Source organism: Phycicoccus jejuensis (assembly GCF_000720925.1).
Classification (GTDB): domain Bacteria; phylum Actinomycetota; class Actinomycetes; order Actinomycetales; family Dermatophilaceae; genus Phycicoccus; species Phycicoccus jejuensis.
The window spans coordinates 112,696-125,201 of the sequence record NZ_JOEE01000009.1 but is presented as its reverse complement, the minus strand read 5'-3'; the positions used below and the strand labels follow the sequence as shown (position 1 = coordinate 125,201).

Genomic DNA, 12,506 nt, shown 5'->3' with positions numbered 1-12,506 from the left:
GAGAACCTCCGGGCGGTGTAGGACCTAGACAATCCACACCTCACCCGGAGGTTCTCCTCCTCGTCAACGCCTACGCGTCACCAACGTCCCGGCCGAGTAAACCTAGAGCGCGCAGCTAGCGGGCCGGCATCGGCTTGCGATTCGCGCGATGCCGCAAGAGGGCAACGGGACCAACCGGGGTGAGGGCAAGCGCGACAAGGCATCCAGCTGCACCCACGCCAGGAAACCGCATTGGGTCGACAGGAACCGCGAGCAGCGCAAGCCCGAGCACCCACAGGAACCACCCGCCTACCAAGCCCCGGCGCCAAGCCAGCACCCCAAGACCGTTCAGAAGTACGGCCACCCCGACAAGTGCTGCGATCTCAGACTCGGACATCCCCATGGCCGAGTGTCCCAAGTCGCCAGCGCGATTGGAAGGGCCTCTTTTGGCCTGCGGCATTCCGCCGCAAGCCGACGTAGTTCAGCGCATGAAGATGCTGCTTCGGTCGGTTACAGGACTCTGGGGCAGATGAGATTGCGGCGAATTCGCGGTTGATGACGAGGGCGGCGAAGACGCTGAGATCCGCTTGGTCAGGTTGCCGAGCTCGTCATCATCGGCGCGGAAGGTGACGCACGTCCCTGTTCGGCCACGATCGACAGTCGAGGTGCGCCAATCGACAGGGATGCGTAAGCGGTCCGCCTGGGTCCAGCAGGAGCCGTCCCCGGTGGTCATCATGGATGAGCACCTCGCTCAACACCACGACTGTCGACATGCCGCGGAGAGGACGTTGCTACTCGGACATGAGTTTTTGCGCATGTGCATTACACGCTGAGGGCGAACCCTGAAAGTCGAACGTAAACAGAGGCAGGGAAACCAATTCCGCCCACGCCTGAGCCTGAGGAGTGTAGCCAGCTAACGAGAAGAAGACTCCTTGCGCCCGTTCTGCCGTGGCAACTCCAAACATAGCTTGGACCGCAGGGCGACCGACGGGGACGCTCTCCATCTTCACTTGCGCCACCACGCCGGTGCCGCGCGCATCGACTCCACCGTCGGTTCCAACAGGAGTTACCGAAGCGTCGGTGAAGCCCATCCACCGAAGCAGCATCGCTGCGTTCTCCTCGGCGTCGCGTGCCGTTCGGACCAGGCCGAAGTTCGGGAGAGGGCCCTTCGAGGTCTTTGTGTGCGGGGCCGGTAACCGAAATTGGGGATCAAGCGCTCGAAGTTCGCTTAGCACCGACTCCATGCCGAGAGGCAAGGGGTGCGCCCTCTCGCCAGACAGCTTGACAGTTCCCATCAGCGCGCAGTCTGTTGTCAACAGGGACGTCACAGCGATAGCTGCCGCCTTCTCAGGCGTATCTGCATGTTGCTCCATCATGCGCTTACCGCCCTCACCTCCGGGCATGTAGTAACCAATCGGATTCCCAGAGCGAATGAGGCCCAGCGTGAGCGATGACATCACCGAAAACTTGCTTTCGCTTTCAAATTTGTTGTGCGAGATAGCGCAACGAGCGGGCCATCGCTCCTTATCGGTCACATGCGGGCGCTCGAACCAATCGAAATGCAGCGCTCGCCGTCCTGCTAGTGCGGCGATCCTTGCGACTGCCTCATCAACCTCGGCCTTGAGCCGAGTTATTTCCTGCGCTCCATTCAAGTCTGTCAGCTTGAGGCGAGAGCTTGATAGTTGGCTCGCGACTCGAACCGAATGGCGAAGGTCTGGCTCGTCCAAACCCTTCAGCGGCTTAGCGGTTGACAGCGGAAGGCGCACCGAGTAGCCCGGTGGCCCTGTCACTACATCGGAGAGAGATATATCTTGTACGAGCTTCTTGCCTGACAGGATTAAGACTCTCTGCGACGTGATCGCGACTTGACGAGGGGCCCAGGCGCCGCTGGTTGCAGGTTGAGTGGCCACGAGCTCCTCTCCTTCCCTGAGATGGAGCGCAACCGAGGCCTCCGCTCGCTCGATCGCGTCGATCTTCTGGCGAGCGGGGGGCAATGGCAGCATGCAGACATTTTGCCAGCGACGCCTACGAACACTGCGAAGCATGATCGCGATTCGCACTGGCACATGGCTCAGAGCGGTAGCGCCTCGCTGCCTCGGACCATCCTGCGGCCGAGATCGACCGCCGAGATTGCAAACTCGTTCTCCCGGTGGGAATCAGGCTGTTCAATCGATTGGTGGGATGGCTAGCCGTCGAAGCGGAGATCGCCCTCGGTCGGTGCAGCATCGGAGCTCCAGATGCGGGCGTAGGCGTGCTCAACAAGGGGCCAGAGCAGCTTGTTTCCGTCATCCACCGACGTGATGCTGGCGGCGAGACCGCCAAGGGCAACGAACTCGTGCGGGATGACGCGGCCGGCCGTGTCGCGGCGTCCCAGCGGGTCCGGGAATCGGACAGCCGTGAGCTCACTCACCTGTCGCCACACAACAGGCTTGTCGAGGTCCCGCGCGAAGGCTCGCTCGTAGTCCGACAGGGGATCATCCCTACCCGCGTCGAGCAGGAACCGAAAGCCCCACGTGTGGCCGCGCGTGGCCCAGATCAAGTGCGCCGGGCGTTCTGGATCTGTCATCACTTCTGGGCCCGAAGCACCTTGTCGCGCACGCCCTGGTCGAGGTCGAGCTTGAACTGGGTCAACATTGCTCGCAAGTGATCGTTGTGGGCGCGGGCTTCCTCGTTCATCGTCTTGAGCTTGGGTCCAGCCATCTCGACTGCTTGGGCGAGTCTCGGCAAAACCTTGACGACGAAGTCGGCTCGCCTGTCGGTCTTGGCGAACTTCTTGATGACCTCATCGAACTTGGCGTACTTCGCGCCGGTCAGAGCGGCGGCAATGACCTCGGCGCCGTCCGCGAGCGAATCCACCACCTTGCGGGGAATCGTCATGCGCTGCTCCCACAGGACTCGGCGCTCCAGGGGCAAGAGGGATGCGATGGGAAGGACGAGGTCGAGCCCGACGCGCTGCTTGACGTCGATGTCGACAGGCTGCGGGTCACCTGGCTTGAGCTGGAACTTCGCGGAGGACAGCAGGATGAAATCTTCGCCGATCGAGAGCGCCTCCGGCGTTTCGATCAGCTCCGCGACAGCGCTGCGGAGCCGCTCGACGTCCTCCGAGGCCTTCAAGATAACGAGATCGCGGAAGGTGCTCACATCCCAGTCAGGGAACATGTCCGCCTTGGACAGAGCCAGAATCCAAATTCTTGGGAACTCGACCAACCGTCCGTCCTCTGCGAGGAGGTCGTCCTTGAGGCGCATCAGATTCTGACGGAAGTTGCCGAGCAAAGACTTCAGGTAGCGCTCCTCTTCGCCCGCGTAGTCGAGCAACTTCTGACCGTCAACCAGCAGGAGCGCAACATCCGAGCGGAGCAGAGATCGAAACGTGTCGGAACGCCGGTTTCGCTCTTCGGCGCTGCTCGGGTCTTCCGTGAACCACTCGCCGGGGTAGTCGTGCCAAGCGAGACGCAACTCATCGAACGGCCGCTTCGGTCCCCCGTGCTCATCGCCGGCCTTGAGTTTGACGGAGAACTCGTAGGTCGTATTGGCGAACCGCGTCTGCATCGGGACCGTCGCACTGTCCCGCATGCCAAGGAAGTTCTGGTAGAGCCGATGCCCTTGCCCGGTCTGACGGGCCACCAGGTCCCACAGGTCGTTGACGTAGGACCCCTCCTGCGTAGGGCCGTAGAACGAGGAGACCAACACCGTCTTACCGGATCCGGCTTCACCGAAGACTGCGATGTTTTGTTCACGTACGCGGGGATACTTCGCCATGCGGCGAACCTATCCCGCGTCCGGCCGCTTTCGATCACGCGCTGGCCGATTGGACGAGGGAACCCGGCGAAGCCATGACTGTGACGCTGGGTGGAGCAGCTGGTAGGTGGCCCACTTCGCCGCCATTCGTGCATGCAGGGAACTGATCGGTTAGGCGGAAGCCTTGCCGTTCTCGACTGTCGGCGGAAGCTCAATGGTGTCGGACTCGTCCTGCCAGTTGTAGAGCCACCGCTTCTCGACGTAGACGTGGCTAGCCCATGGAAAAACATGAGGGAGCAGGGACGTCACGCCTCCGATGAGCGAGCTGAAAGCCTCTTGGACCCGGGAGTCGCGAATGTTGCCTGGAGCGTTGTCGCCGACCTGAATCACGAATCGCAACTCCAGTGCTCGAGGCGTCTTTTGCGCGGGGGGTTTGCTGGCCACGATTGCGTCCCCTCTCCTTGCCTGATGTACTCCGACCTCACGAGAGTACCACTATTTCGTGAGATGGCCGCATTCTCACGAGAGATCGCCTGTCTCACGAGTTGACTGAGCTCGAGCAGGCTGTACACGCCACGATTGAAGTTCGGACCCGACGCCCCCCGCACCTGCGTCTCTTCGCCGCAAGCCGACGTCCTGCAGTGGCGCGCTGCAAGATGTGTTCCTAGGGTTCTTACGTGGACGCTCCAACCGCAGCCCTGATCGGGTCATCGATCGGAGCCGCGGGAGCGGTCCTTGCGCAACTGGTAACCGCCCACTTCACTGCGCGGCGGGAAACGAGAAGACTTACCTGGGATCAGGACATGGCTGCGGAGCGACGCGCTACTGAGCAGGCGCGTCTTCACATGGACACGAAGCTGCGTTGCCTGACCGACTTCTCCGTTCAAGCGGTCGCACGGCTTGAACTGCTGCAGCAGGCTGGTCAAGTGCGCACCGATGAAGAGAGGAACGCGCTTGCAGCGCTGCAGGTCAAGGACGACGAATGGCGGGCGTCCTTCAACGCCAACTTGATGCAGATGAAGCTGCTGACGCCCGGTGTCTGGCCAAGAGCCGTCACCGTTCGCCGCTTCCTATTCGAATGGCAGCGAGTTCTGGAGGCAGGACCCGAGAACCTGGACCTGGCCTACGCCACCACTGCATTCGCAGAAGCTATGGAAGCCGCTGAGGAGACGATGCGCGCAGAGTTGAGCGTCCAGGCCTGACACGACGCCCTCACTGCCGGACGGCGGGTGGCGTACTCCAAGGCGGGTTTTACGCCGCGTGGCGACCGCGCATTCGGGGCCGAATCGGACCTCAGCCGAGGCCCTGAAGGTTGTACTCGTGTTCGCTCCAGCTGGCCCGCACAGAGTCCAGTGGCGGGTACTCATCGATGTGAGGTGCGTGTGAGGAGCACTTCTGTCCGAAGTAGTCCGGACGAGCTGCTTTGCTGCACCGCGCGCCGTTCTTCTTCGTCGCCGTGCACTGGAGTTTCGGGATGGCGCTCTTCATCAGGAGCCGGCGTTGCTGCTCGGTCTCGAGCCAGAGCCCCCTTCCACGCTGGCGCTTCTCCTCCTCGGGGATCTGGAATGCTCGGATCGCCCGAAGGTCCCGCCCGTAGTTCACGTGCAGTAGGCGGAAGTTCTCCCACCACTCTGGCGGCGGCAACGGCTTCCTTGTCACACTGCGGACCTTACGGCGAGAGCGGCCAGGGCAGGTGCGAATCACCGCTCCTAGGCAGGGCGAGGACTCGGATCTACCTCCACGTTGGGCGGCCGGGTGTCGGTGACCCTTGCGACCATTGCGCCATGGAACTGGGGACGTCGTCGAAGTGCTGTTCCGGCTGTCGCCGCGGCGGGTCGTCCGGGCGGTCGCACTGACCGGAGTGGTCGTGCTCGCCACCGTGCCAGCGGTCCGGCAGCCAGTGATCCAGTGGTGGGTGGACTACAAGACCCATCAATAAACGTCACAGTTAGATCCCCTCTACATCCCGACCCCCACGCACACCCGGTAACCCCGAGGGTCAGGGACCTAGATCAGCAGCGGCGTTGAAGTAGCCCACTTCGCCGCGAGCGGACAACACGCTGTGGCGCTCGCGAGTATGCGGATGAGCGCTCGCGAGCGGCAGTGACATGCTCGTCGGGTGATGACTGAAGACCTGATCGCTCGCCACCCCCGGGTCTTCCACGTTGCCTCTGCCGCGTCTTGGTCATCCATCAAGGTGTACGGACTGCTCTCCACAACAGCTCTTCTCGACTTACACCGAGTTGGGGCCCAGGAGCGAGACCGCCTGCTGCGCCGCAGGAGAACAGAGTCGACGCAGCTGCAGACACCGGGTGTTGGGCTGGCGGTGATCCGCGACCAGAAGCCCCTCAAGTTCATCGATCAGAAGATTGAGCCCACCTCGTGCCTGGAGCTCTTCCTTGAGGCACTGAGCTCTCGGGTCTTCTTCGCACCAACTCGCGAAAGGCTGGAGCGCCTCCTGAACGCACGTGAGTATCAGGGCTCACCGCAGATCGTTCTCACCGTGGACACACGCACGTTGGTGTCGCGATACGAGCAAATGATTCGTCTCTGCCGCTTCAACAGCGGTGCCTGCACGCAGGTCAACCACCCACCTAGGGGGCACGAGTCCTGGCAGCCAATCTCGAGCTACCCATATGAGGAGTACCGGCGACGGTACAAAGGGGTAGCCCTGGTCGAGGTCACCGTCCTCCAAGGTGTGCCAGACATCTTGGAGATGACGACGGACGTCGAGGAACTCGTCCCGTAGGCCGCCCCTCCTGCGAGAGCGTGACGGTTGCGTCTCAGCGCCCCCAGCCGAGCGCCGGTGGATGCTGTTGCTCAAGCGGGGGGGACGCGGCCGGTGTCGTGCTGAAGAGATCCGGACATTGTTAGTTGCACTCGCTCGCAAGTCACGTTCTGGCCCACTGATCTGCGCAAATGCTTGATGAATCGGTTGTGCGTGATGCACGATTCGGCTCAGGGGGAACCGCTCGGCGCGCACAGCAAGACCGGCTGCTGCCGCTGACCGGAATCTGCGCGGTTCAGACCGGGCAGCACCGCAAGGTACCCCTGCACTGCTGACTCAGCCAGGGGGATCGCATATGTCACTTCGTTCCAACACCGCGTTCATCGCTGCAACGGCCTCGATCGCCATCATCGCTTCCGGCTGCTCGGATGGCGCAAGTCCAGCAGCACGCTCTACGCCCAGCTCGGCTGCCGCGTCGACCTACGACGCATCCAGCGCCAGCGATGCCGAGAAGTGGAGCGAGTACCAGCGCCTCCTTGAAGTGAGGGCGGTCCCGGCCGACAAGTTCGGGACGTCGCGCGAAGAGGCGCCCGGCGTCGCGGCCAACCTGTGTGACAACTCCGCTGAGGACATGGCGACGTACGTGCAGATGCGCGAGGCCCTGCATGACGACTCCAGCGACTTCCGCGTCAGCAAGCTCGAAGCAACCGCGTTCACCAAGGCCTACTGCCCGCAGGCCAGCTCCTTACTGGAATCGGCGTACCTTGCGGCTGAAAACGCGGCCGACGAGCCCGTCGTCGCAGACCTCGAGCCGGCCGACTTCAAGTTGGGCGTCAAGATCAAGCGTCGTAAGTGCTTCGGGTCCGCCGGATGCAACGTCACCTACGTGATCGAGCCGGAGTACGTCGGCTTCGCAGACGTGAGTACGGGCAGCTACGACATCACCTACGAGGTCTCAGGGGTCGAGGACGGGCCCGCCGTGAACACCATGACCCTCGAGGACGGCACCATGTCGTTCGACTCCGAGGAATCGGCGTCCACCGCCTCCAGCAAGGCCAAGCTGAAGGCGAAGGTCACCGACGTCTCCCCCACCCAATGACATGCGCCAGCGGCGGCCCGGCATACCCCCGGAGGCCGCGGCGGTCGCCGTTCCACGGCGCGCACGCCGGTGATATCGCGGCGATTCGCTGCCTACCCTCGCTGGAGGGGTAGGCGGCAATGAGCAATCTGTTGATAACTCCGTGAGAGGGATGGATCGGTGCTTGGGTGTGGGGCTATGAGGTTTGGGGCGGGGCTTGAGTCAGTAAGGACTGTGTCATCGCGCGGTTGGCCAAGTCCAGAGGCGTCGGCATGAGCGAGCATGGGCGGAGCCTGCGGTTCGCCGTTGCACTGTCAGGTCCGGCGCTGCTGTTGCTGGGCTGCAGCGTCCAAGGGGCTTCCTCCGGAGCCCCGTCGACGGTTTTGCAAACGGTGACGGCCACGCCAACGCCGAGCGGCAATCAGTCTCAAGCCGCGCCCGGCCCCGTGCCCTCACGCTCGGCATCCCGACCGCCAGGGGTGGAAGAGTTTGACTTCGCGAACGCCGAGTGGTTTGACGCTCGGGACGGGCGGAAAGTACGCCTGAAGGATGGGCGAGCGATGGTGAAGGCCACGTCATACAGCGTCAACGCCAAAGAGCCCGTCTTCGCGGATGTCAACGGCGACGGACAGAGCGACGCTTTGGTCTCCCTCCTTGCCGAGGGCGACGGCAGCTTCAGCGAATTCACCTACCTTTGGCTCTGGGACGCCAAGAAGCGTTCCCCTCAGCAGTTAAGGCAACCCGTCACGGACGACGTCCGATGCGGCAACGTCACCACGTCGATACGCGTCGGCAAGAGCGAGCTAACGGTGAGATTCCTTGATCGGCGCAAGTTCACCGGGACGTGCGCTGAGAAGCCAGCACGCACCTCCACCAAACAGGTCGTGCTGAGGAAGGGGTTCCTGTATCAAGCGAAGCCACAGGTCTCGGCCCTTACACCCTGCGGGCCCGCACCCGGTTCCGAAGGGTTCACACCAAATGACCTGTCCGGAGGTGTTTTCCAGGCGGCTCCGGACTCAGACGCGCCGGTCATCGTGAGGGCTGAGGGGGTAAAGCTCTGGAACGCAGCCACCGACCAGTCGGGGGTGCCGAAAGGCTGGGTAAAAGCCATGTACGTACCTCGGAGCGGAAGCTACGACTACGCTGACCCGCCATGCGGATTCATCAAGACACAGTACTGATCAGGCACGGTTGGTCCTGTGCCCGCGATGTGTTAAGGGCGGGTTGCTCGGTAACCGCCACCAGTGCACGGTGTGTTTGATTCAATAGGTCGATCTTAACTTCTGGGTGGGGGTTTCAATGGGCCGTGCACGTGCGGGCATTGTCGGAATGGGCATGGCGCTGGCGCTGGCGCTTGCGGGCTGCGCCGGAGGGGACGCTGCCCCATTGGTGACCCAGACGGTGACACAAACCGCGCCCGCCGAGGAGTCGACCGTCGTCGCCACTCCCTCTGCTGAGGCGCCTGCGTCGCCGACAGCAAGAGCGACAAATGATGACACAGCCGACCCATTCGCGGATTTTAAGAAGGACCCTGACTCGGTCTACACGACTTCTCAACAGAGGTACCTGTATGCGCTCGAGCGTGGAATCGACGAAGAGACAGTCTCAAACTCAGAGATCCAGCTCATCGTGGTGGGCGAGGCCGTGTGCTCTGGGCTAGACGACGCCGCGGACGATAAGGACAGCTGGCAGGCCTTCTACGAGGGGTTACAGGAAGGCGACTACGTTCCACCGGACATCCCTGCCGCCTACATCGCCATCGCCGCAGGCGGAGCTCTCTGCCCCGCGCACAAGAAGTTTGTTCTCGACTACTTCAACGGACAATTCGACTGATGAGTCCAGTCCAGCGCCTTCGAGCACCGTCTCGTACGGCCGCGGCCGTCTTGACGCTGACTTTGACGGGATGCGGCGGCGCGGCGCGGCCAACTCCCGCGACCATCACCGAGACTGTGCGCGCAGCGCCCAGTTCCGCGACCTCTGAGCTTGGCGTCGTCGACGAGTTACGCGCCTCGGGTGCCAACGAAGCATCCGTGCGGGCTCTCGCCGTTGTTGCCCAGAGATCCGGATACATATGGAGATCGCGACCGTTCACGTCAGACGAAGCTAATTCTTTCGCCTACATGGCCCTTCTAGAATGCCGCGAGATCGCCAGCGGCGAGAAGTCGTGGGAAGACAGTTTAGATCAGGCGTCCCAAGACGGCGCATCTGCCGCTGACGCCGTTCGGATGACTGCGTACTTGCGGAGCACCTTCTGTCCCATGGTCGCAGGGACTGATCCTTAAAACCGCCAGCGCCTGGCGCAGCAGGTGAAGTTGATACGAGCACTAATCCGCGTCATATCACCGCCTGCTGACCGCACGGCTGGGCCTGCGTCCACTACTTGTGCTCGTCGCAGGCATTTCTCCTTGGGGTGATTACCCGCGGGCCCAGCGCGCGAGCTCCTCGATGGCGCCACGCAGAGCGAGGCCCCGGTCGGTCAAGGCGTAAGCCCTGGTGTTGTGGTGCAGCGGCAGTCGGCGCAGCACGCCGGCTGCCTCGAGCTCGCGCAGGCGCGTGGCGAGCATGTTCGTCGGGACTCCGAGGTCACGCTGCAGGTCGCCGTAGCGCTGCGGACCCTCGAGCAACCTCTCCACGATGAGCAGGGCCCATCGGCTTCCGACGACGTCCAGGGCCGCGGCGAGGTCGCTCACTCGGCGGGGTCGGCGAGCGGCTTCATCCAGAACGGTGAGTAGTGGTAGCCGTCGAGGTCGTCGAACTGCCGCTGGTACATGAAGGGATAGTCGTCCGTGTCACCCACCCGACCGCCCGCCGCGACGGCCCGCTCGACCAGGTTGTCGACCGCCTCGCGGCTGACGAGGTCGAAGGAGACGGTGACCTTCGAGGGCGTGCCCGGGCCGCCGATCAGCTCTTCGACGCCACCGACCTGCGCGTACATCTCACGGCTGCCCAGCATGACGTACTGCTCGGGCGCGATCGCGAAGCACGAGACGTTGTGGTCCGACATCTCGGCATTGAAGGTCCAGCCGAGCGCGGTGTAGAAGGCGGAGGCGCGTGCGACATCCTCCACAGGACACGTGATGAAGAGGCTCATGGCAAGACACTTGCAAAATGCAAGTGCCTTGTCAATGGCACGTCGTGAGCGAGTGGACCGAGCTCACGTCTGGAGAGCTCCGAGCCACTCGCTATCCGCGTTCGAACAACCCCGAGGTGCGCCACCTCGCCGCTGTCCGCGCACTTGGACAGGGTCCGGCAGTGCTCGTCACCGGGGCCGGCATGACGCGGTGGCCGCGTGTGGTGCCGGCTACCAGTTGCCGACGATCAAGCCGACGACCAACGCCCAGATTCCGTCCTCGACCGCGGCTCGCTTCAGGCCCTTGATGGGCGGGAGACGGTACGCCAGCGGGGGTTCTTCTCCCCGTGCCTCAGCGGCTGCCACCAAGACGGCGCGGGCAGCGAGGTCCGCCCTGCTCGCTGTAGTGCGACGGTGCGACCAGGCAGTGTTCCCCAGGGCCCCGAACGACTCCGTGCTCCCGTCGTCCAGGACGAACGTGAGGCCCTCTCGTGGGACGACCTCTGCCTCGACGATCCTGCGGAGCTCGATGCGCCGCACGCGCAGGAACACCAAGGACACGACATCTGAGCCCAGCACCATCCGCCAGCGGAACAACAGAACAGGCGAGAGCGAGATGAAGGCGAAGTCAGTACAGGCGAAGAGGAGCCCATCCTTGGTCGACAGCGGACCACTCATCGCGAGCGACGTCGTACCCACGAGGAAGACCGTCACGAGGAGGACCCAGCTCAGCCTGGCTCGCACGCTTGGGCGCCAGACGTTCTCGCCGTGTCGCCGGACCTCGCTCACCCGCAGAACACTAGGACTGGCCGCGGCGCCGTCGGTGGCGAATCAGTTCGAATGGAGTCCGACTTCGAGGTGAGGCCCAACGGCGGGGCTTCGTGACGACAGGCCCACTCCGCCGCCAGCTGTGCGCCCTCGTGGTCGCGTAGCCGGGTCAGTCCCCCTCACGCCGATGGCTCGGCGGGAGCCTCCGGCGGCGTGAACACTGGCCAGCCCGTGACGCGGCGTAGCGAAGCTCGTCCGGTGGAGGTGCGCCTAGGTGCGCGGCCTCCAGGGCAGGTGCTCGTGCGAGAGCCACACCGCGTCGGGGCGCAACGTCGTGATGAGCTTCTGACCCTCGGTCGCGGGTTCGTCGAGCTCACCGAACCACACTGCGGTGTCGCCGGCGATGACGAGGCGCTGTTCGCCATCGTCCACGACGACGATCTGCGACCCATCGGTGTGTCCCGGTGCGGGAAGGAGCCTGATGCCGGGCACGATCTCGGTCTCGCCGTCGACCGCGGAGTAGTCGACGCCCGGTGCCTCCACCCACTCGCGCAGCGTGTAGTCCTCCAGCGAGAGCGCATCGTCGAGCTCTCGGCGCTGGACGTAGATCGGGCGGGACACGAACAGGTGGTTCCCGCCGCAGTGGTCGGCGTGCAGATGGGTGTTGACCACGATGTCGATGCTGGACAGGTCGACCTCTTCGGTCCACCCGAGCAGCCGGGGGTCCATGTCCGACAGGGCCGGATGCTGATCCTTGATGCCGGTGTCGACGAGGATGCGCGTGCCCTCGTGGTCGATCACGTGCACGTAGACGGGCATCCGCCCGCCGCTGCCGGCCTCGACCCCGAAGTCGGCCGTCAGCACTGGCGTCACGGTGGTCCGCTCAGTCATCCGCCCTCCCAGCTCGTTTCGTCCCGTGTCGGTGCGCACAGAAGTCGTGCGAACCTCGTTGACTCATACGACGACTATGACCTCCGCCGAGCAGCAGACTCATCGGTCCGCGACACCCTCCCTGGTCACGGTCCCGTCCCGACACGTGGCGCCGGCGGAACTCAGCCCCGCACACCACCCACCTGGTCCTCGGACTCGACGTGGCCGTCAGGAGCCAACCGCCATGCGGGGGCGGCGGACGAACGCATCCGGGA

14 protein-coding genes are annotated in these 12,506 nt (G+C 63.7%); 5 read left to right on the top strand and 9 right to left on the bottom strand.

Going from position 1 to position 12,506, the window contains the following annotated elements:
• Positions 1 to 770: 770 nt before the first annotated feature.
• The 4 genes from IG69_RS21790 to IG69_RS0116970 all read right to left on the bottom strand — a co-directional run bounded on the left by IG69_RS21790 (position 771) and on the right by IG69_RS0116970 (position 4,161).
• The gene (locus IG69_RS21790; RefSeq protein WP_169742093.1) at positions 771 to 1,982 is read right to left on the bottom strand and encodes a restriction endonuclease; all 1,212 of its coding nucleotides are present in this window, start codon (positions 1,980 to 1,982) and stop codon (positions 771 to 773) included.
• Between the two features lie 182 nt (positions 1,983 to 2,164).
• The gene (locus IG69_RS0116980) at positions 2,165 to 2,518 is read right to left on the bottom strand and encodes a hypothetical protein (RefSeq protein ID WP_245616183.1); all 354 of its coding nucleotides are present in this window, start codon (positions 2,516 to 2,518) and stop codon (positions 2,165 to 2,167) included.
• 26 nt (positions 2,519 to 2,544) lie between these two features.
• The gene (locus IG69_RS0116975) at positions 2,545 to 3,738 is read right to left on the bottom strand and encodes a TRAFAC clade GTPase domain-containing protein (protein WP_030529362.1); all 1,194 of its coding nucleotides are present in this window, start codon (positions 3,736 to 3,738) and stop codon (positions 2,545 to 2,547) included.
• 150 nt (positions 3,739 to 3,888) lie between these two features.
• The gene (locus IG69_RS0116970; protein WP_157577689.1) at positions 3,889 to 4,161 is read right to left on the bottom strand and encodes a hypothetical protein; all 273 of its coding nucleotides are present in this window, start codon (positions 4,159 to 4,161) and stop codon (positions 3,889 to 3,891) included.
• 233 nt (positions 4,162 to 4,394) lie between these two features.
• Here IG69_RS0116970 and IG69_RS0116965 point away from each other — a divergent pair, with 233 nt between their 5' ends.
• Complete coding sequence (locus tag IG69_RS0116965; RefSeq protein ID WP_030529360.1) at positions 4,395 to 4,919, top strand: hypothetical protein; 525 nt, start codon at positions 4,395 to 4,397, stop codon at positions 4,917 to 4,919.
• Positions 4,920 to 5,010: 91 nt separating this feature from the next.
• Here IG69_RS0116965 and IG69_RS0116960 read toward each other — a convergent pair whose 3' ends face one another.
• A complete protein-coding gene (locus tag IG69_RS0116960; RefSeq protein ID WP_157577687.1) occupies positions 5,011 to 5,376 on the bottom strand; it encodes a hypothetical protein in 366 nt (121 codons plus the stop codon).
• A 463-nt stretch (positions 5,377 to 5,839) separates the two neighbouring features.
• Here IG69_RS0116960 and IG69_RS0116950 point away from each other — a divergent pair, with 463 nt between their 5' ends.
• The 4 genes from IG69_RS0116950 to IG69_RS0116935 all read left to right on the top strand — a co-directional run bounded on the left by IG69_RS0116950 (position 5,840) and on the right by IG69_RS0116935 (position 9,356).
• Positions 5,840 to 6,466, top strand: a complete 627-nt coding sequence (locus IG69_RS0116950) for a DUF7002 family protein (protein WP_157577685.1) — start codon at positions 5,840 to 5,842, stop codon at positions 6,464 to 6,466.
• Between the two features lie 334 nt (positions 6,467 to 6,800).
• A complete protein-coding gene (locus IG69_RS21280; protein WP_157577683.1) occupies positions 6,801 to 7,544 on the top strand; it encodes a hypothetical protein in 744 nt (247 codons plus the stop codon).
• A gap of 458 nt (positions 7,545 to 8,002) precedes the next feature.
• A complete protein-coding gene (locus IG69_RS0116940; RefSeq protein ID WP_157577681.1) occupies positions 8,003 to 8,704 on the top strand; it encodes a hypothetical protein in 702 nt (233 codons plus the stop codon).
• A 154-nt stretch (positions 8,705 to 8,858) separates the two neighbouring features.
• Positions 8,859 to 9,356, top strand: coding sequence for a hypothetical protein (locus tag IG69_RS0116935; RefSeq protein WP_157577679.1), 498 nt, complete (start codon positions 8,859 to 8,861; stop codon positions 9,354 to 9,356).
• Positions 9,357 to 9,937: 581 nt separating this feature from the next.
• On the opposite strand, the gene IG69_RS0116930 is transcribed toward IG69_RS0116935, so the two are convergent.
• The 4 genes from IG69_RS0116930 to IG69_RS0116915 form a co-directional block, all read right to left on the bottom strand.
• Positions 9,938 to 10,213, bottom strand: coding sequence for a winged helix-turn-helix transcriptional regulator (locus IG69_RS0116930; RefSeq protein WP_030529354.1), 276 nt, complete (start codon positions 10,211 to 10,213; stop codon positions 9,938 to 9,940).
• Complete coding sequence (locus tag IG69_RS0116925; RefSeq protein ID WP_030529353.1) at positions 10,210 to 10,614, bottom strand: VOC family protein; 405 nt, start codon at positions 10,612 to 10,614, stop codon at positions 10,210 to 10,212. Before IG69_RS0116925 ends, IG69_RS0116930 begins: the two co-directional genes overlap by 4 nt.
• Positions 10,615 to 10,824: 210 nt before the next feature.
• The gene (locus tag IG69_RS0116920) at positions 10,825 to 11,382 is read right to left on the bottom strand and encodes a hypothetical protein (RefSeq protein WP_030529352.1); all 558 of its coding nucleotides are present in this window, start codon (positions 11,380 to 11,382) and stop codon (positions 10,825 to 10,827) included.
• Positions 11,383 to 11,631: 249 nt separating this feature from the next.
• Positions 11,632 to 12,252 carry an MBL fold metallo-hydrolase gene (locus tag IG69_RS0116915; RefSeq protein ID WP_030529351.1) on the bottom strand — a complete coding sequence of 207 codons (621 nt, stop codon included), beginning with the start codon at positions 12,250 to 12,252 and terminating at the stop codon, positions 11,632 to 11,634.
• Positions 12,253 to 12,506 lie beyond the last annotated feature (254 nt).